Annotated in this window: 16 protein-coding genes; 7 read left to right on the top strand and 9 right to left on the bottom strand. The window is 66.7% G+C overall.

All coding sequences use genetic code 11. From position 1 onward, the window contains the following. The first annotated feature begins 19 nt into the window (after positions 1-19). Both AC07OZ_RS00405 and AC07OZ_RS00400 read left to right on the top strand, forming a co-directional pair. Positions 20-874, top strand: coding sequence for a metallophosphoesterase (locus AC07OZ_RS00405; RefSeq protein ID WP_495465217.1), 855 nt, complete (start codon positions 20-22; stop codon positions 872-874). Between the two features lie 64 nt (positions 875-938). Beyond that, positions 939-1,871 carry an SOS response-associated peptidase family protein gene (locus AC07OZ_RS00400; RefSeq protein ID WP_495465216.1) on the top strand — a complete coding sequence of 311 codons (933 nt, stop codon included), beginning with the start codon at positions 939-941 and terminating at the stop codon, positions 1,869-1,871. A 5-nt stretch (positions 1,872-1,876) separates the two neighbouring features. Here the strand turns inward: AC07OZ_RS00400 and AC07OZ_RS00395 are convergent, their stop codons facing one another. Further along, positions 1,877-2,719: a CPBP family intramembrane glutamic endopeptidase gene (locus tag AC07OZ_RS00395; protein WP_495465215.1), complete on the bottom strand. Its 843-nt coding sequence runs from the start codon at positions 2,717-2,719 to the stop codon at positions 1,877-1,879. A gap of 197 nt (positions 2,720-2,916) precedes the next feature. Between AC07OZ_RS00395 and AC07OZ_RS00390 the strand changes: the two genes are divergently transcribed. The 3 genes from AC07OZ_RS00390 to AC07OZ_RS00380 are packed head-to-tail and all read left to right on the top strand — an operon-like array spanning position 2,917 to position 6,876. Next, positions 2,917-3,648, top strand: a complete 732-nt coding sequence (locus AC07OZ_RS00390; RefSeq protein WP_495465214.1) for a hypothetical protein — start codon at positions 2,917-2,919, stop codon at positions 3,646-3,648. A gap of 34 nt (positions 3,649-3,682) precedes the next feature. After that, positions 3,683-5,254, top strand: a complete 1,572-nt coding sequence (locus AC07OZ_RS00385; RefSeq protein WP_495465213.1) for a polyamine aminopropyltransferase — start codon at positions 3,683-3,685, stop codon at positions 5,252-5,254. Then, positions 5,236-6,876, top strand: a complete 1,641-nt coding sequence (locus AC07OZ_RS00380) for a flavin monoamine oxidase family protein (RefSeq protein ID WP_495465212.1) — start codon at positions 5,236-5,238, stop codon at positions 6,874-6,876. Before AC07OZ_RS00385 ends, AC07OZ_RS00380 begins: the two co-directional genes overlap by 19 nt. Here the strand turns inward: AC07OZ_RS00380 and AC07OZ_RS00375 are convergent, their stop codons facing one another. Continuing rightward, a complete protein-coding gene (locus AC07OZ_RS00375; protein WP_495465211.1) occupies positions 6,877-7,182 on the bottom strand; it encodes a HigA family addiction module antitoxin in 306 nt (101 codons plus the stop codon). A 194-nt stretch (positions 7,183-7,376) separates the two neighbouring features. Between AC07OZ_RS00375 and AC07OZ_RS00370 the strand changes: the two genes are divergently transcribed. Further along, the gene (locus AC07OZ_RS00370; protein WP_495465210.1) at positions 7,377-8,189 is read left to right on the top strand and encodes a thioesterase family protein; all 813 of its coding nucleotides are present in this window, start codon (positions 7,377-7,379) and stop codon (positions 8,187-8,189) included. 72 nt (positions 8,190-8,261) lie between these two features. Here AC07OZ_RS00370 and AC07OZ_RS00365 read toward each other — a convergent pair whose 3' ends face one another. The 7 genes from AC07OZ_RS00365 to AC07OZ_RS00335 form a co-directional block, all read right to left on the bottom strand. Further along, on the bottom strand, positions 8,262-8,513 hold the full coding sequence (locus tag AC07OZ_RS00365; protein WP_088408244.1) for a MoaD/ThiS family protein: 252 nt from the start codon (positions 8,511-8,513) through the stop codon (positions 8,262-8,264). Positions 8,514-8,539: 26 nt separating this feature from the next. Next, positions 8,540-9,778 (bottom strand): molybdopterin molybdotransferase MoeA, encoded by a 1,239-nt coding sequence (locus tag AC07OZ_RS00360; protein WP_495466463.1) that lies wholly within the window; start codon positions 9,776-9,778, stop codon positions 8,540-8,542. A gap of 79 nt (positions 9,779-9,857) precedes the next feature. Then, complete coding sequence (thrC, locus tag AC07OZ_RS00355; RefSeq protein ID WP_495465209.1) at positions 9,858-11,267, bottom strand: threonine synthase; 1,410 nt, start codon at positions 11,265-11,267, stop codon at positions 9,858-9,860. Then, the gene (locus AC07OZ_RS00350; protein ID WP_495465208.1) at positions 11,264-13,468 is read right to left on the bottom strand and encodes a hypothetical protein; all 2,205 of its coding nucleotides are present in this window, start codon (positions 13,466-13,468) and stop codon (positions 11,264-11,266) included. The genes thrC and AC07OZ_RS00350 overlap by 4 nt, the downstream gene beginning before the upstream one ends. Further along, positions 13,468-14,808, bottom strand: a complete 1,341-nt coding sequence (locus AC07OZ_RS00345) for a hypothetical protein (RefSeq protein ID WP_495465207.1) — start codon at positions 14,806-14,808, stop codon at positions 13,468-13,470. Before AC07OZ_RS00345 ends, AC07OZ_RS00350 begins: the two co-directional genes overlap by 1 nt. A 40-nt stretch (positions 14,809-14,848) precedes the next feature. Continuing rightward, entirely contained in the window at positions 14,849-16,159 is a 1,311-nt protein-coding gene (locus AC07OZ_RS00340; protein ID WP_495465206.1) for a homoserine dehydrogenase, read from the bottom strand. A gap of 27 nt (positions 16,160-16,186) precedes the next feature. Then, positions 16,187-17,413, bottom strand: a complete 1,227-nt coding sequence (locus tag AC07OZ_RS00335; protein WP_495465205.1) for a pyridoxal phosphate-dependent aminotransferase — start codon at positions 17,411-17,413, stop codon at positions 16,187-16,189. A 142-nt stretch (positions 17,414-17,555) separates the two neighbouring features. Between AC07OZ_RS00335 and AC07OZ_RS00330 the strand changes: the two genes are divergently transcribed. Next, positions 17,556-17,930, top strand: a complete 375-nt coding sequence (locus AC07OZ_RS00330) for an Mth938-like domain-containing protein (protein WP_495465204.1) — start codon at positions 17,556-17,558, stop codon at positions 17,928-17,930. The last annotated feature ends 184 nt before the right edge of the window (positions 17,931-18,114 follow it).

Raw genomic sequence — 18,114 nt, 5'->3', positions numbered from 1 at the left:
ACGTCCCCGACGCCTCTCGATGCTGCTGTCCGCGCTCCGCAAGTTCTTCAAGTTCCTGCTCTGCCTGCTGCTCGCCCTCGCCTTGCTGGCGGTCTGGGGCCTGCTGATCGAGCCACGCTGGGTCGCCCGGCGCGACATTCCCGTCGAGGTGCCCGGCTGGCGCGGGCCGCCGGGATTGAAGGTCGTGGTCGCCTCGGACTGGCACATCGCGCACGAGTTCAAGCGCGTCATGACCATCGCCCGCGCCAACGCCATCGTCGACGAGATCAACGCCGCCAAGCCCGATGTCGTGCTGCTGCCCGGCGACTTCATCTCCGGCCGCGGCGAGGACGGCACCACGCCGGCGGATGTAGCGGCCGTGCTGGGCCGACTGCGGGCCACGCGCGGCGTGTACGCGGTGCTGGGCAACCACGACTGGTGGACCGACGGCCCCGGGTTCAATGCGGCGCTGGGCGCGGCCGGCATCAAGGTGTTGCTCAACGAAGCCGTGCCGCTGCCCGGCACCGACGTGTGGGTGCTGGGCATCGGCGACAGGACGTCCATGCGCAGCGACCCGGTCCGTGCCGCGCTCCAGCTGCCCGCCGGCGCCCAGGCGCTCACGCTCATGCATGACCCGGCCAGCGCGCGCAACCTTCCGCCGGTGCCAGGTCTTGCCGTGGCCGCGCACACGCACGGCGGGCAGGTCTGGATCCCCTTCTACGGCTCCGCCGTCGCCCCGCACGGCTGGCCCAAGGACGAGACCCACGGCTGGGTCGACGTCGGCGGCCGGCCGGTCTACATCACCAGCGGCCTGGGCGTCAGCATCTATCCGATCCGCATCAACATGCGGCCGGAGTGGGTGATGTTCAGCGTGGGCGATCGCCGCCAGCAATGAGGCGTGCGATCGGGCCCGCGTTTGAGGGTCGCGCCCGCCGCCGCCCCGGCGCTAGCATCGCCCCATGTGCTACAGCGCCCGCATCCGCCAGGAGTGGAAGACCTTCTGCGTCCGCCTGGGCGTGAAGATCTCGCTGGCCGACTACATCGAGCTCTTCTGGGAACGCGCCGACGGCCGCAGGCTGCCCCTCCCCAAGACGATGGAGGCCATGTTCGCGGACCCGCGCACGGAGGAAGAGCACCGCGCCTGGGAGCCCATCGTCCGCTACCGCGCGACGCGGACCTCGGAGATCGAGCAGGAGCTCTTCGACCTTCGCCGACGTGTCGCCGATGCCGAACGCAAGCTCGCCGCCAGGCCCACCCAGTCCGCCGAGGACGGCCGGCGCATCGCCCTGAACAAGATCGACCAGCGCCTGCGATGGCTCGGCGACCTGCGCCGCGACCTGCCCACCGAGGAACAGGACTCGCGCATCTACCCCGGCTGGTACGTGCCCGTCCTCGTCATGGAGAACGGCCAGCGCGTGCTCAAGCCGATGCGCTACCAATGCCGCCCCGCCACCAAGCCGGCATTCTTCGACACCAAGTACCCGGGCACCTACAACGCACGGCGTGACGCGCTCTCCGGCTTCTGGAAGGGCCAGTTCGGCGTGAGCCACGGCGTGATGGTCGCGGACGCGTTCTTCGAAATCGTCGAGCGCGACGGCGGCAAGGTGGTGCTGGAGTTCCGTCCGCAAAGCCATGGCGACATGCTGGTGGCCTGCCTGTGGTCGCGCTGGGAATCGTCGGAATCGCCCGGGGAGCCGCCCCTGCTCTCCTTCGCCGCGATCACCGACGACCCGCCGCCCGAGATCGCGGCCACGGGACACGACCGCTGCGTCATTCCGATCAAGGAATCCAATCTCGACGCGTGGCTGAATCCGCAAGGCGACGTGGAGGCCATGCAACGCCTGCTCGACGACCGCGAGCGCCCGTTCTACGAGCACCGGCTCGCGGCCTGATCAGGTCATCGCCGCCACAGCCCCAGCAACTTCTGCAGCGCCAGCGCGCCGAGCGCCGCGGCGACCAGGGCCGTCAGCCACAACAGCGTCGCGCCCGAGGCGCCCGACGCCAGGGCCGAATCCGTCGCGGCCGCACCCGCCGCGTCCGATGCCGCCTCGCCGGAATTGCCCAGCACGAAGCCGATGGTGTTGAACGCCGCGTGCAACGCGATGCACGGCATCAGCGAGCGCCCCCGCTCGTACAGCAGACCGAGCAGCAGTCCGAGCAGGAAAGCGAGGCAGAACTGGTAGATGTTCAGATGCGCGACGCCGAAGTACAGCGCGGAATAACCGATCGCCAGGCCGCGCGGATAACGCTGCAGGAAGCCGCGCAGCAGCACGCCCCGGAAGAGCAGCTCTTCCACGACCGGCGCCACCACGCAGACCATGAGCGCCATAGAGAGCGTGGGCTCATGGAGCTCGGTGAACGCCCGGGCCTCGTAGTCCGAGAGCGGCAGCACGGCCTGCAGGCCGGTGAAGAGCACCGAGTTCAGCAGCAGGAGCAGCGGCGTCAGCAGCAGCACCGCCGGCACGACCAGCACCAGCGTCGGCAGCAGGGACGACCGGTCGGGATGGATCACGTCCCGATAACCGACGCCCTGCATCTGCATCGCCACGGCGATGACGATGCCGTCGGCCAGCACCGTGATGAGCACGGTCATCTGCTCGAGGGTCAGCCCCAGGGTCTCGCGGACGTCGTAGAGCGCCGCGCCGACGAGCTGCTGCAGCACCAGCGCGGCCAGCAGGAGCAGGCCGGCCTGCAGGGCGGAAGGAAAAGGCGGCTTGTTGGGCGGCTTGTTGTCTGGCATGGGCTGGCGGCATGGACCTCGCGGCCTGAACGGGGACGCACGATCCCGCCGTCAAGCCAAGGGCGGACTGTAGAGGCCGTTTGTTGCTGATCGGTATCGGGATCGGACCGGATTTCCCCCAGTGGAGGGTGTCGCGCCTGTGGCGCTCCGCCACGCATAGACTGCATCGCGACGGATCGACAACAGGGAGAGAACCGATGGATCGACGCACCCTTCTCCGCCGGGCCGCGGCCCTCACCGTGGCGGCGGCGAACTCGCGACCGCTGCTGGCCGCCACGGAAGCGCCGAACCCCGCCACACTGCCGCCGCCGCTCAACCGGCTGGTGCCTCCCCGTCTGGGCAGCGAGGTCGAGTTGCGCCAGTTGGATCTCCGCGGCGACGGACCGGCCTGGCGGGAACTCCAGATTCCGCCCGTGTCCGCCAGCGGCGCGGTGCGCACCGAGCGCGTCTCGATCCGCGCCGGTGTGCGGGCGATGTATGCCTTGACCAGCGGCCAGGTCTTCGCGAACGTGAAGGTGGAGCTCTCCGATCCGGCCCAGTTCGACCGCGACCGCGCGCTGTGCGCGGAAGCGCTGCGCAACATGCATGAACGCAAGGCCAGCGCGCTGCCGGCCTGGCTGAAGACGCAGCCGGAGGATGTCCGGAAGAAATTCGAGGCCGCCCTGGAACCGGGTCGCCCGATGGTCGAGCTGTCGGACAAGCCGGTGCACGGCGTGGACACGCTGTTGGCAGCCGAGAACCTCTTCGCCGCCAGTGCCGTGCCGGCGCAGTTCCACTTCTTCCTGCCCCGGCAGGCGGCCATCGTCACCGCCTATCTGCTGAACCAGAAGGAGACGGTGTTCACCTCCGCTGCGGACTTCCGGCGCCAGCGCGAGGCCTTCATCGACGCCTATGCGCACGCGCTGGCCGAGGCGGCGCGTCAAGGCTGAAACCGCCCTCGCGCGCGTGATAGCCTCGCGCCCCATGTCCCAAGAGCCCACCGTCGACGACGCCCCCGCGCGCGCCTCGCTGCCCGAGGTGCTGCTGCTCGCCAGCGTCTTCGTCATCGCCGCCTGCGGGCTGGTCTACGAGCTGGCCGCCGGCGCGCTCGCGAGCTACTTGCTCGGCGACTCCGTCCTGCAGTTCTCGACCATCATCGGCGCCTACCTCTTCGCGATGGGCGTGGGCTCCTGGCTGTCGCGCTACATCGACCGGCAACTGGTCGCGCACTTCCTGCGCCTTGAGCTGCTCGTCGGCGTCATCGGCGGCCTGATGCCCGCCGCGCTCTTCACCGCGCACAGCCTGCTGCCGCCGTCGCAGGTCGCCGCCTTCCGCGTGCTGCTGTACGGACTGGTGCTGCTGGTCGGCACGCTGGTGGGCCTGGAGATCCCGCTGGTGATGCGCATCCTCAAGCGCCACTTCCGCCAGCGCTACGCGCTCAAGGAACTGGTGTCGCAGGTGCTGACCTTCGACTACCTCGGCGCGCTGCTGGTCGCCGTCGCCTTCCCGCTGCTGCTGGTGCCCAACCTCGGGCTGGTGCGCACCGGCCTGTTCTTCGGCCTGCTGAACGTCGCCGTCGCGGTGTGGGCGCTGTGGCTGTTCCGCGCGGAGCTGCGCGGCTGGCGGTCGCACGCGCTGACCTGCGCGGTCTCGATCGGGCTGCTGGCCGCGGCGATGGCCGGCGCCGACCGGCTCAGCACCTGGGCCGAGGACCGCTTCTACGGCGAGCAGATCGTCTTCAAGGAAAGCAGCAACTACCAGCGCATCGTCGTCACGCAGGGCGCGGCGGGCACGCGGCTGTTCCTCAACGGCAACCTGCAGTTCCACTCGCGCGACGAGTACCGCTATCACGAGGCCCTGGTGCATCCCGCGATGGCCGCGCAGGGCGCGCCGCGCAAGGTGCTGGTGCTGGGCGGCGGCGACGGCATGGCGGTGCGCGAGATCCTGCGCTATCCGTCAGTCGAGCAGATCACGCTGGTCGAGCTCGACCCGCACATGACGACGCTGTTCTCGACGATGCCGCTGCTCAAGCAGCTGAACCGGGACGCGCTGCTGAGCCCGAAGCTGCACATCGTCAACACCGACGCCTTCGGCTGGCTGGAGACGACGGACGAGATCTTCGACGTCATCGTCATCGACTTCCCCGACCCGAGCAATTTCGCGCTCGGCAAGCTGTACACGGCCAGCCTCTACAAGATGGTCGACCAGCACCTGAGCGCGTCGGGGTATGCGGTGATCCAGTCGACCTCGCCGCTGGTGGCGCCGCGCGCGTTCTGGACCGTGGTGAACACGGTGGAGTCGGTCGGCCTCACCGCGACGCCGTACCACGCGCACGTGCCGAGCTTCGGCGAATGGGGCTTCGTGCTGGCGAGCCGGCGGCCGTGGTCGATGCCGAGGAAGCTGCCCGACGGTCTGCGCTTCCTGAGCCTCGACGGCATTCCGGCGCTGATGAGCTTCCCTCCGGACATGGCGCGGCCGGAGCACCTCGAAGTGAACCGGCTGTCCAACCAGGTGCTGGTCCACGAGTTCGAGCGCGAATGGGGCAAGCTGCATTGAAGCGCCGCGACCTGCTGACGCGCACGCTGGCGGCTTCCCTGCTGCCGATGCTGTCGGCCTGCGGACGCGAAGCGCGGCCGCTCGCCGACCGGCTGGCGGAACGCATCGCGGAACTGCCCGGCGGATGGACCGGCGCGAACTGGGAGCGCGGTCATCGGCTGCGCGGCGCCCTGCCCGTCTGGTCGGCGGCCACCGGCGCGGCCAAGCGCGCGCAGGTGCTGGTGCTCGGCGCGGGGATCGCGGGACTCGCCTGCGCGCGTCGGCTGCGGCTGCAAGGCGTCGATGTCGCGCTGCTGGACCTGGAGGACCGCCCCGGCGGCAACAGCCGCGGCCATCGCATCGGCGCGGGTCCGGCGCTCGGCGAGGGGCTGCGTTGCCCGCTCGGCGCTCATTACCTGCCCACGCCGGGACCGGAGGCCGTCGAGGTGCGCGCGTTGTTGGAGGACCTCGGCCTCGCACGCCAGGAACAGGGCCGCACCGTCTACGAGGAACGCTGGCTCTGCCACAGCCCGCAGGAGCGGCTCTGGTGGCACGACCAGTGGGTCGACGGGTTGCTGCCGCCGGCCGAATCGCCGGAGGTGCAGGCGCAGTACCGCCGCTTCGGCGAGCTGGTCGACCAGGCGCGGCACGAAGTCGGCTTCGCGATGCCGAGCACGCATCACGCGTGGACGCCGGCGCATCAGGCGCTCGACGCGAAGACCTTCGCCGCGTGGCTCGATGAGCACGCGCTGACCGCGGCCCCGCTGCGCTGGTACCTGGACTACTGCTGCCGCGACGACTACGGCGCCGATGCGACGCAGGTCTCCGCCTGGGCGGGGCTGCACTACTTCGGCAGCCGTCACGGCTTCATGAGCGGCGAGGAACGCGAAGCCGTGCTGACCTGGCCGCAAGGCAACGGCTGGTTGTCGGAGCGCCTGGCCGCGCCGCTGGCGGACGCCTTCCACGGCGGTCGCACGGCGCTGCGCGTGCGCGAGGAACGCCATGGGGTGCAGGTGCTCGTCTGGAACGACAAGGACCAGATGGCGGAGCGGTGGGAAGCCGATCAGGTCGTGATGGCGATGCCGCTGTTCATCGCGGCGAGGCTGCCGGAGCAGCCGCCGTCCGCGTTGAAAGAGGCCGCGGGCATCATGCGCTACGCGCCGTGGCTCGTCGCGAACCTGCTGCTGGACGCGCCACCGCTGGAGCGGCTCGGCGTGCCGATGTCCTGGGACAACGTCGCCTACGGCGGCGAGGCGCTGGGCTACGTCAACGCGAACCAGCAGGACCTCGACCCGAGCCGCGGTCCGATGGTGCTGACGGCCTACCGCTCATTGCGCGAGTCGCAGCGCAAGGACCTGCTGCAGGACGACTGGCGCGCCTGGAGCGCCCGCGTGTTCGCGGATATGGCGCCCCTGCATCCGGACCTGCCGGAGCGGCTGCAGCGCATCGAGCTCATGCGCTACGGACACGCGATGAGCATTCCGCATCCGGGGCTGCGCGGGTCGCAGGCGCTGGCCGCGCTGCGCGAGCGCGCGCAAGGTCGGCTCCACTTCGCGCATGCGGACCTGGCGGGATACTCGGTGTTCGAAGAGGCGTTCACGCAAGGTGAAGTCGTCGCAGGGCGCGTTCTGCGCATGTCTTGATCAGGCGAGATTCGCTTGATAGACGCGAACTCGCGCCTCCAGCGTCGGCATCAGGTCGCGAGTCGCAACACGAATGTCGTACTCGGCCTGCAGGTTCAGCCAGAACCGCGGATCCATGCTGAAAAACAGTCCGAGCCGCATCGCCGTGTCGACGGTAATTGGCCGCTGGCCGTTCACCAGATCGCTCACGCGGCTCGGAGGGACGTCGATGTCCGCCGCAAGTTGACGAGCGGTCAGCCTCATCGGCTTCATGAATTCCTCGAGGAGAATTTCCCCGGGATAAATCTCTTCAAGCAACTCGTTCATGGCATCTCCATCCGAAGTCTCATGATGGCAAATGGACGTCTCGTGCCAATCACTCATCCCGGTTGAAATCATCGACACGCCGACTTGAAGACGTTGCGCCGCAGCTCATGCATAGCCATCGGGTCCTTGAGGTGACAGCCCGCTCCTGCACGATTGAGCAGAATCGACTCAACCATGCACATCTCGGAGTGCCAATGCCCCACGACCTCGACCAGGCCATCCTCCTCGCCCCCGCCGGCGGACACCGCTTCGCCGGCGCGACGAATCCGGCGTACGCCAACATGGTCGGACCGTTCGGCGGCACGACCGGGGCTGCGATGCTCAATGCGGCGCTGCTGCATTCCGAGCGCATCGGCGAGCCGATCGCGCTGACGATCAACTTCTGCAGCCCGCTCGCCGACGGCGCCTTCGAGGTCGAGGCGCGACCCGCCCGCACGAACCGGTCGACGCAGCATTGGGTGCTGGAGCTCACGCAGAACGGCGAGGTCGCCGCCACCGGCAGCGCCGTCTTCGCGCAGCGTCGCGAGACGTGGTCCGCGAAGGAAGCCGAGCTCCCGGCGGACATCCCGCCAGCCTCGGAACTGAAGCCGCTACCGAAGGTCGGCTTCCTGCCCGCCTGGGTCTCGCGCTACGACATGCGTTTCCTACCCGGCTTCGGACCAGGGCCGTTCGACGGCCAGGAGCAGCCGCACTCGATCAGCCGCTACTGGGTCCGCGACGAACCCGCGCGACCGATGGACTTCCCGTCCCTGGCCGCGATCTGCGACAGCTTCTTCCCGCGCATCTTCGTGCGCCGCCGCAAGCCCGGCGCGATCGGCACCGTGACGCTGACGACCTACTTCCATGCGGACTCGGCCATGCTCGCGCAGCAGGGCGACCGCCACGTGCTCGCGATGGCGAAGGCGCTCAACTTCCGCAACGGCTACTTCGACCAGACCGCCGAAGTCTGGAGCGACGACGGCCACATGCTGGCCAGCACGCACCAGATGGTCTATTTCAAGGAGTGAGGAGCGACAGCGACGCAGTCGAGCGCGTCGCGTGCTTCAGCATCGGCGTCGGCGGTGGCCCCGCCGCCGGACTCAGCCGCCCGTGACCGGCGGGAAGAACGCCACTTCCGCGCCATCCTCGACCGGCGTGTCCTCCGGCAGGATCTGCTGGTTCAGCGCGCAACGGATCGCGCGGCCGCGCGCCAGCGCTTCCGCGTGTGCCGCGTCGCTGGCGATCAGCGCGTCGCGGATCGAGCCCAGCGTCGCGCCGGCATGGTGCGGGAAGCGCTCGTCGGTCCCCAGGGCCTCGCGCAGCGAGGCGAAGTAGCGCACGGTGATCGTCATCTCGGGTCTATTCGTCAGAACAGGGGTCAGAACAGCTCGTTGAACGGAATGAAGCGCAAGACCTGACCCGGTGCTACCGTGCTGCCCGGCGGCAGGTCGATCAGGCCGTCGGCCCAGGCCGCCGAGCTCATCACGCCGGAACTCTGGTTGCCGAACAGCTGCAGCCCGCCCGCGTCGCTCAGCTTCGCACGCAGGAACTCGCGGCGCTTGTCGGCCTTCGTCCACGTGAACTCGGCCGGCAGCGGCAAGGCTCGCGGCGTCAGTTGCGTCGCGCCCTGCATGCGCAGCAGCACCGGCCGCACGAACAGCAGGAAGGTCACGAAGCTCGACACCGGATTGCCCGGCAGCCCGATGAACCATGTCCGCCCGCCGGTACTCGTGACTTCGCCGAACGCCAGCGGCTTGCCCGGCTTGATCGCGATCTGCCACAGGTCCAGCCGGCCCTCGTGTTCGAGCGCGGGCTTCAGGTGGTCTTCCTCGCCGACGGACACGCCGCCCGAACTGAGGATCAGGTCCGCGTCCTTGGCCGCCTCGCGCAGCGCCGCGCGGGTCGCCTCGAGCGAGTCGGGCACGATGCCGAGGTCGCGCACGTCGCAGCCCATCGCGAGCAGCAGCGCGTGCAGCGTCGTGCGGTTGGAGTTGTAGATCTGGCCGGGACCCAGCGGCTGGCCGGGCAGCACCAGCTCGTCGCCGGTCGAGAACAGCGCGACGCGAGGACGCGCCGCCACCGTCAGCGCCGCCGCGCCGGCCGTCGCGGCCAGGCCCAGCGAGGCCGCGTTCAGACGCATGCCGGTGCTCAGCACCGGCTGCCCGACGCGCAGGTCCTCGCCGCGTCGACGAATGTGGAGACCCACGGTCAGCGGCCCATTGATGCGCACCTGGCCGAGGCTGCCTGCCGCGCCCGCGGCATCGGCGATCGCCTCGCATTGCTCCTGCATCAGCACCGAGTCGGCGCCTTCGGGCACCGTCGCGCCGGTGAAGATCCGCGCGGCCGTGCCGGGCTGCAGCGGTTGCGGCACCGAGCCCGCCGGCACACGCTGCGACACCGGCAGCACCGCACCCTCACCGCCCAGTGCCGCGACATCGGCCGCGCGCATCGCGTAGCCGTCCATCGCGCTGTTGTCGTAGGGCGGCACGTCCAGCGGCGAGACCAGGTCCTGCGCCAGCACACGGCCGCGCGCCAGCGGCGTCGTCACCGATTCGGTCCGGCCGAGCGGCGTGACCTGCGAAAGCAGGCGCTCCAACGCCTCCTCCATCGGCATCATCGGCGCGCGCGGTGCGCCCGCGTTGGCAGCAGCGGAAGCGACAGGCGTGGCCGCCGCAACACCCGTGGCGTTCTTCGGATCAGACATGGTCGACGATGAACTGCTTGACCTGCTCCACCGAGACCGGCATCACGCTGACGCGCTTCGGGCGCGTTTCGAGGTCGGCCAGCGCAGCTGGACGCGGCGGCACGATGCCGAGCGCTTCCTCGATGGTGACGGCGAACTTGGCCGGCAGCGCGGTTTCCAGCACGAGCATCGTCACGCCCGGTTCGCGCTTGGCGAGCGCGACCTTCAGGCCGTCCGCCGTGTGCGTGTCGATGACGACGCCGTACTGCTGGTGGCACAGGCGGATGGTCGCGACGCGGTCTTCATGCGTGCTGCGGCCCGAGACGAAACCGTAACGCTCGCTGATGCGCGCGCGTTCCTCGGCGGTGATCTCGAAGAAGCCCTTCGAGCTCAACTCCTCGCCGAACAGCCGCTTCACGCGGCCGCCGTCGCGGTCCAGCAGGTCGAAGACGAATCGCTCGAAGTTGCTCGCCTTGGAAATGTCCATCGACGGGCTGGAGGTCTCCAGCGTGTGCTCGGCGCCGCGCGGGCGGTAGAGGCCGGTGCGGAAGAACTCGTCGAGCACGTCGTTCTCGTTGGTCGCCACGACGAGGCGCTCGATCGGCAGGCCCATCATGCGCGCCACGTGGCCCGCGCAGACGTTGCCGAAGTTGCCCGACGGCACCGTGAAGCTCACGCGCTCGCCGTCGGTCTTCGTCGCCTGGAAATACGCGGCGAAGTAGTAGACGACCTGCGCCAGCAGCCGCGCCCAGTTGATCGAGTTGACCGTGCCGATGCGGTGACCGCGCTTGAACTCGAGGTCGTTGGACACCGCCTTGACGATGTCCTGGCAGTCGTCGAAGACGCCCTGCACGGCGATGTTGTGGATGTTGGGGTCCTGCAGGCTGAACATCTGCGCCTGCTGGAACGGGCTCATGCGGCCGTGCGGACTGAGCATGAAGACCTGGATGCCGGCCTTGCCGCGCATCGCGTACTCGGCAGCGCTGCCGGTGTCGCCGGAGGTCGCGCCCAGGATGTTCAGCGTCTCGCCGCGGCGCTTCAGTTCGTACTCGAACAGCTGGCCGAGCAGCTGCATCGCCATGTCCTTGAACGCCAGCGTCGGGCCGTTGGACAGGGCCACCAGCGCAAGACCTGGCTCCAGCGGCTTCAGCGGCGTGATCTGCGGCGTGCCGAAGACGGCTTCGGTGTAGGTCCGGTGGGCGATCGCCTTCAGGTCCGCGGCGGGGATGTCGTCGATGTAGAGCGACAGGATCTCGAAGGCCAGGTCGGCGTACGACAGGCCGCGCCAGCGCGCCAGCGTGGCCGTGTCGATCTGCGGATATGAGACCGGCAGGTACAGCCCGCCATCGGGCGCCAGGCCTTCCAGCAGGATGTCGCAGAAGTGGCGCTCGGCGCGGTCGCCGCGGGTGCTGAGGTATTTCACGGGGATGGCAGGATGGTTCGATGGATAAAGTCGTGAAGTTCTAAAGCACGCGAATTCGCCTCTAGATTCACTGTCTGGTTTGGGAATGCTTCAACAAGACGTTGACGCAACAAGAGCGCTTCTGAGATGTGTCGTTTGGCCGTAGTCTGACGAATGGTGAGATCACCCGACGAGCATTCGATCTCCGCAATGGCGAGGCTTTCCAATGTTCCAGCAACCTCGGCAAGCACGCGGGGGCTATCTCCTTCAATCGCGCGCAATGCCCGATAGTGTCCAAGAGCCTCCTCCAAAACAGGTAGCGCCCCCCCGCTCTGCTCCGCATTGAGAAGAGCGTCGCCCAGCCGCTCAAGCGTCATGGCAAGATCGCGACGCGTCTCGATTGGCGAAGCACCAGGAAGACTCACCAGGCGTCGCCCAATCTGCAGACTACGCTCATAGCACTTGATTGCCACGTCGTGGTTCTCAAGTTGCATATGCACCGAGCCAAGCCCTTCCAGAATCACCGTAAGGCCTCGTAGATCCTCTGCGTTATCTGGAAGTCGGCGGAGAAGTTCTTCGCAGAGGCTGAGAGCCTCTTCCAAAGTCAACAAGGCTGCGGCTTTTTCATCCTGAAGAAGTTGTGATTGAGCGAGCCGAGAAAGGGAGTTGTTGAGCAATCGCAAAGAACGTGGGGTATCTCCTTCCCGCTCCCTGAATTCTCGTGCCAAGGAGGCAGACTCCGCGTAGAGGTCCGCGACATCGTTGGTTCGACCCTGCCTATCGGCGATGTCACCAAGGATTGCCATGTCGCACGTCAGATCGTGCAGAGTTTCCAGATCGTCGGGCCGACTTAGGTAGCTCTGCCGCAAAAGTGAGACACCCTCCTCGAGCGATCGTTGTGCCGCATCAATTTGATTGATGTACAGCTGCGCTTGCCCAAGTTTCGTTAGCGCGACGGCCAATATGGTTTTCGAGTAAACAGGATCGCTGGCCCCCTGTTGTAGCACCTGATGGATTTCTACCGCGCGCCGGAAGTAGTCGACTGACAGATCCGCACGACCATCACCAATCAGTTGCTCACCCTCTCTTTGAAGAAGCACAGCATTCAACGATTGAAACGGCGGCAACTCACGGACTTCGGTAGGAAGAAGGTCAAGCATCTTCCGAGCCCCCGTGAAGGCTGCTCGCGCTTCTTCACTACGACCATCACCTTGAGAGGCTTCACCAATCTTCGAAAGCAGCGTTGCCGCTCGAAGAACACGAGCTATCGGCATGTCCCGCATTTTCAAGAACACCTGATACGCGGCCACCGCCCCCTGGTATGCTGTTCTGGCTTCGGAAAACTGACCCAGCGTTAACAGCGTGTCGCCCAATCGCTCATAGGCACCTGCCCGCTCCACGGCAAATGAATGCGCTTCTGTGTTGCCGAGTCCAATCCAGAGCGACACCGACTCCTTCAACACAGCAACGGCATCTTGAGCTCGGTCTTGCAAAGACAGCAATTGACCAAGTCGAGATAGTTGCGAGGCGAGATTGAACCGAGCGGACTCGCTCCCCCCGTCTGCCTGCGCACGCGCCTGCTCAACCGCTACCCGCTGTTCCTCGAGCTTGCGCGCAATCGACTCCCGATCATCGACTGAATGCTCGTCGGATCCCCTTCCCCTGACTCGCAGAGACGAAGTCGACACCTGCGCCGGTGCTCTTCCCTGTTTAATGACCTTTAGTACAGCAGACATTGTCCGCACGTGCCACAAGTCCGGAGCGACTGAGGGAAGCTCAGCTCGCCAAGCCAGAGGCAACGCAATGATCAGCGGTCGTCTAAATTCTTGCTGCAGCCAACTTCGCCACTCATTCAAGCGGTAGAGAACTTGATGCCTTGCCGAGTCCCATCCACCTTCGCGCTCAACGTCTAGTGTGGTGAGCTGCACCCAAACAGGTGCTCGAAGCCCGGGGCGCCTCTGCACTTCATCCTGGAGACTGGTCAGCACGATCTCCGTGACGTCACGGGAGTTCGCCGGTTCGATGAGCCTCAATGGTGCCGTTCGCCAAGCCCACACGTCATCAATCCGGCCACGCACTTCAAGGAGTGGCCGTACATCTGCCGTATACAGAAACACAAGACATAGCCCTTTGGACCGCGTCAAGTGAAGATTCATTTCCGCCCACACCGCATCAGGCGTCGCTGCTCCAGCTTGAGACAACTCGGCGGCAGTCTCGGACATCACTGTTCCGGCGGCTGATACGCATCAACCTCGCCGCGCAGCAGCCAATGGACATCACACCAATCCTCGCTGTTGCGATAGCCGAGGATGAGGCCGCTGTCGAACAGTCTCGCGAGACTGGAGAGGTTCTCGATCTTGTCCAGACCGGTGCCATTGCTGCCCCGCACCTTCTTCAGCCAATGGATGTCCGCCTCGGCGAGCGGCATCTCATTGCGAAGCTCCTGCTCCGCAGCCTGAGCCCAGCGCTCATTGAGCATCGGCACTTTCTCTCCGGACAGGATCGATTTCGTGCAAAGCGTGCGCATGAGGCGAAAGAACTCACGCGGACTGCCGCTCGAGGCCTGAATCAGGCGTTCGGTCAGACCGGGATCGACCGTCTGATCCAGCAGCGGATAACGCTTGCTCAAACACTCTTTCATCAGCCGGACGCCTTCAGCAAATGGCTGAGCCGGCTCTCCAGCCGCCTTCGGTCGCTGGAAGACCTTCACGTGCGGCAACGTGCACACGTTGACGCCGAAGTACGACCCCAGCTTCGGCACCAGATGCGGCAGGTACGGCGGAATGCTGTAGACCACGTTCAGCGACTTGAACTTGAGATGCTCCGCGTAGGTATCGAACGTCCGTTGAATAGCCTCGTAGCGCTTGTCAGCACCGACGCCACCGAAACGCAGCCTCTCCAGCGAATCCAGGATCAGGACGACCTTGCGATTGGGGTTGTCCTTCTTCAGGTAGCCGACCATCTCGTCGGCGAAGGCCTCGACATCGTCCGAGAACGTCCCCAGCGATTCCCGGACCGCACCGACGACCTTCTCGCGGAGCGTCGGGTTGTTCTTCAACACGGCTTTCGCGCTGAGCTTGCCTCCCGCGGCATCGACGCCCGCGGTCAGCTCGGGGATGTCGACCTGGGTTCGGGTGAAATAGTCCCTCAAGCGCGTGAAGTAGCCTCGGACGAGCGGATCGCCACCGCTCAATCGTTCGACTTCCTCCGACAGCGCCGCCATCATCGTGAGCAGCAGCAACTCGATGCTGATCTCTTCGGCGAGGTTCAGGTACTCGCCCATGTCCGCAACCACGGCGACATGCCCCGCCTGCCGGAGTTCATGGGCGACGCGACGCAGCTCCGTCGACTTGCCGACTCCGCGATGACCGGTGAAGTACCAGGCCCCGGGCGTCTTGTTGCGCTTGACCTGGAAGATCAGTTCTTCGACGGGACTGGGGCCTTCCGTCTTGTGAAGGTCCGCCACATAGAGCGCCCGATCCCCCGCGTCGTCGATGTCCAACGGCGCCTCGTTGTCCAAGGCGTCGTACAGGTCTTCCAACGAGGGGGCGGCGTTCGGCATGAGGGGAAATCTCGATCAGGGCGGCGTCAGGCGGCCATTGTCACGCCAACTCTTCCTTGCGCAGCTTCACGATCGGCGCCAACACCGTCGTCAGCGCCTGCATCTTCGCCAGCGCCTCGCTCATGCGGCCTTCCTGCGTGTCGTGCGTCAGGATGATCAGGTCGGTCTGGCTCTCGCCTTCGGCCGACTCGCGCTGCAGCACCGCGTCGATGCTGATCTCGTGCTCGGCCAGGATGGTGGTGATGCTCGACAGCACGCCCGCCTGATCCGCCACCCGCAGGCGCAGGTAGAACGCCGTCTGCACCTGCGCCATCGGCAGGATGGGCGTGTCGTTCATCGCGTCCGGCTGGAAGGCCAGGTGCGGCACGCGGTGGTCCGGATCGGCCGTCGCCAGGCGCGTGATGTCGACCAGGTCGGCGATCACCGCCGAGGCCGTCGGCTCCGCGCCGGCACCCTTGCCGTAGTACAGCGTCGTGCCGACGGCGTCGGCCTGCACCAGCACCGCGTTCATCGCGCCTTCGACGTTGGCGATCAGGCGGCCCGCCGGGATCAGCGTCGGATGCACGCGCAGCTCGATGCCGTTCTCTCTTCTGCGGGCGATGCCCAGCAGCTTGATGCGGTAGCCCAGTTGCTCGGCGTACTTGATGTCGGTCGCCTGCAGCGCGGTGATGCCCTCGACATGCGCCTGCTCGAACTGCACCGGGATCCCGAAGGCGATCGCGCACATGATCGTCGCCTTGTGCGCGGCGTCCACACCCTCGATGTCGAAGGTCGGATCGGCCTCGGCGTAGCCCAGCCGCTGCGCCTCCTTCAGCACCGTCGCGAAGTCCAGCCCCTTGGAGCGCATCTCCGACAGGATGAAGTTGGTCGTGCCGTTGATGATCCCGGCGATCCACTCGATGCGGTTGGCCGTCAGGCCTTCGCGCAGCGCCTTGATGATGGGGATGCCGCCGGCCACCGCGGCCTCGAAGGCGACCATCACGCCCTTCTCGCGTGCGGCGGCGAAGATCTCGCTGCCATGCACCGCCAGCAGCGCCTTGTTGGCCGTCACCACGTGCTTGCCGGCCTTGATCGCGTCCAGCACCAGCGTGCGCGCGATGCCGTAGCCGCCGATCAGCTCGACGACGATGTCGATCTCAGGGTTCGCAATCACGTCGCGCGCGTCGGCCACCACCGGGCAGGCGTCGCCGACGATGCTGCGGGCGCGTTCGACGTCCAGGTCGGCCACCATCGCGATCTCGATGCCGCGGCCGGCACGGCCGCGGATCTCCGCCTGGTTGCGGCGCAACACCTGGAAGGTGCCGCTGCCCACGGTGCCAATGCCCAGCAGGCCAACTTTGATCGGGTTCATCGTCTTGTCTTTCAGAAGGTCGGGAGGTCAGCGTGCGTGGCGTTTGCGGTATTGCGCCAGGAATCGCTCGATGCGGCCGATGGCTTCACGGAGATCGTCCGTGTTGGGCAGGAACACGAGCCGGAAATGATCGGGGGCTTTCCAGTTGAAGCCCGTCCCCTGGACGATCAGCACCTTCTCTTCGGCCAGCAGCTCGTAGGCGAACTGCTGGTCGTCCTCGATCGGATAGATCTTGGGGTCGAGGCGGGGGAACATGTACAGCGCGGCCTTGGGCTTGACGACGCTCACGCCCGGGATCTGCGTCAGCAGCTCGTACGCGAGGTCGCGCTGGTGGCACAGCCGGCCGGTCGGCGCGACCAGGTCCTTGATGCTCTGGTAGCCGCCCAGCGCCGTCTGGATCGCGAGCTGGCCCGGCGTGTTGGCGCACAGGCGCAGCGAGGCCAGCATGTTCAAGCCCTCGATGTAGTCGCGCGCATGGCGCTTCTCGCCCGACACCACCATCCAGCCGGCGCGGTAGCCGCAGCTGCGGTAGTTCTTCGACAGGCCGTTGAAGGTCACGAACAGCACGTCGTCGGCCAGGCTGGCCATGCTGGTGTGGGTGTTGCCGTCGTAGAGCGTCTTGTCGTAGATCTCGTCGGCGAAGACGATCAGCTCGTGGCGCCGCGCGATCTCGATGATGCCCAGCAGCACGTCGTCCGGATACAGCGCGCCGGTCGGGTTGTTGGGGTTGCAGACCATGATGCCGCGGGTGCGCGGCGTAATCTTGGCCTCGATGTCCTGCAGGTCCGGCAGCCAGCCGGTGCCCTCGTCGCACAGGTAGTGCACCGGGCGGCCGCCCGACAGGCCGACCACCGCCGTGTACAGCGGGAAGTCGGGCGACGGGATCAGGATCTCGTCGCCGTCGTTGACCAGCGCGTTGATCGCCATCTGGATCAGCTCGGACGCGCCGTTGCCGAGGTAGACGTCGTCCACCGTCACGCCGCGGATGCCCTTCTCCTGCGTGTAGTGCACGACCGCCTTGCGCGGCGCGAACAGCCCCTTGCTGTCGGTGTAGCCGCCGGCGTCGGCCAGGTTGCGGATCATGTCCTGCACGATCTCGTCCGGCGGCGTCAGCCCGAACACCGCCGTGTTGCCGATGTTGAGCTTGATGATCTTCTGGCCCTCTTCCTCCATCTGCCGCGCCTTGTCCAGCACGGGCCCGCGGATGTCGTAACTGACGCTGGAAAGCTTGCTGGACTTGGCGACGGTTCTCAAGATGACTCCGGGCGAGGTTTCAAGGGTTCCACACGGGGAACGCACAGGGGAAAAGCAGGGCCATCGATTTAAACACAGGGTAATCGCGGGTAATCCCACGCCCGCGGGGAGACACCCTCCGTCGCTGCCAGAATCACCCTCAATGAAATTTCAACCCGACCAGCCGCTCGGCGGCAACATGATTTCGGCCCACGACCTGAACCACGTGTGGGTCAACGGCGTCGAGCAGGCCCACAGCGTGCTGGTGCCCTGGCAAGGGCAGCCGGAGAACTGGGACGTCACCCGCTTCGAGGACCTCACCGAGGCCCACTTCGAACGCATCCTGGCACTCAAGCCGGAGCTCGTGATCTTCGGCAGCGGCTCGAAGCTGCGCTTCGTCCGGCCCGCGCTGTACCGGGGACTGATCCAGGCCCGCATCGGCATGGAGACGATGGACATCGGCGCCGCCTGCCGCACGTACAACGTGCTCGCGAGCGAAGGCCGCGCGGTGCTGGCGGCACTGCTCATCGAGGCGTGACCAGGCGGGATGGGACGGTGATCCTGGCCTGAACCAGGCTTGAACCAGGCCTGAAGGCGCAGCTTCAGGTCACCGCAACCCCTGCTGCTCCGGCGGCTTCCCTCCCTCTCTCTGGGAGGCTGCTGACTCGTCCATGTCAGAGGGGGCGAGGAACAACCCATTCAACGTATAATCGATGGCTATG

The sequence above is a fragment of the Roseateles sp. GW821-FHT09G03 genome, assembly GCF_059416045.1.
Note: the sequence above shows the minus strand (reverse complement) of the source record. Positions and strands in the feature narration are given on the sequence as shown.

Excerpts from the sequence above, each read along its gene's own strand:
- AC07OZ_RS00380 (WP_495465212.1), top strand. The coding sequence starts at position 5,236 with ATGGGGCAAGCTGCATTGAAGCGCCGCGACCTGCTGACGCGCACGCTG.
- AC07OZ_RS00395 (WP_495465215.1), bottom strand. The coding sequence starts at position 2,719 with ATGCCAGACAACAAGCCGCCCAACAAGCCGCCTTTTCCTTCCGCCCTG.
- AC07OZ_RS00365 (WP_088408244.1), bottom strand. The coding sequence starts at position 8,513 with ATGACGATCACCGTGCGCTACTTCGCCTCGCTGCGCGAGGCCCTGGGG.
- AC07OZ_RS00330 (WP_495465204.1), top strand. The coding sequence starts at position 17,556 with ATGAAATTTCAACCCGACCAGCCGCTCGGCGGCAACATGATTTCGGCC.
- AC07OZ_RS00360 (WP_495466463.1), bottom strand. The coding sequence starts at position 9,778 with ATGATGCCGATGGAGGAGGCGTTGGAGCGCCTGCTTTCGCAGGTCACG.
- AC07OZ_RS00390 (WP_495465214.1), top strand. The coding sequence starts at position 2,917 with ATGGATCGACGCACCCTTCTCCGCCGGGCCGCGGCCCTCACCGTGGCG.
- AC07OZ_RS00370 (WP_495465210.1), top strand. The coding sequence starts at position 7,377 with ATGCCCCACGACCTCGACCAGGCCATCCTCCTCGCCCCCGCCGGCGGA.
- AC07OZ_RS00340 (WP_495465206.1), bottom strand. The coding sequence starts at position 16,159 with ATGAACCCGATCAAAGTTGGCCTGCTGGGCATTGGCACCGTGGGCAGC.
- AC07OZ_RS00405 (WP_495465217.1), top strand. The coding sequence starts at position 20 with ATGCTGCTGTCCGCGCTCCGCAAGTTCTTCAAGTTCCTGCTCTGCCTG.
- AC07OZ_RS00375 (WP_495465211.1), bottom strand. The coding sequence starts at position 7,182 with ATGAACGAGTTGCTTGAAGAGATTTATCCCGGGGAAATTCTCCTCGAG.
- AC07OZ_RS00350 (WP_495465208.1), bottom strand. The coding sequence starts at position 13,468 with ATGTCCGAGACTGCCGCCGAGTTGTCTCAAGCTGGAGCAGCGACGCCT.
- AC07OZ_RS00385 (WP_495465213.1), top strand. The coding sequence starts at position 3,683 with ATGTCCCAAGAGCCCACCGTCGACGACGCCCCCGCGCGCGCCTCGCTG.
- AC07OZ_RS00345 (WP_495465207.1), bottom strand. The coding sequence starts at position 14,808 with ATGCCGAACGCCGCCCCCTCGTTGGAAGACCTGTACGACGCCTTGGAC.
- AC07OZ_RS00400 (WP_495465216.1), top strand. The coding sequence starts at position 939 with ATGTGCTACAGCGCCCGCATCCGCCAGGAGTGGAAGACCTTCTGCGTC.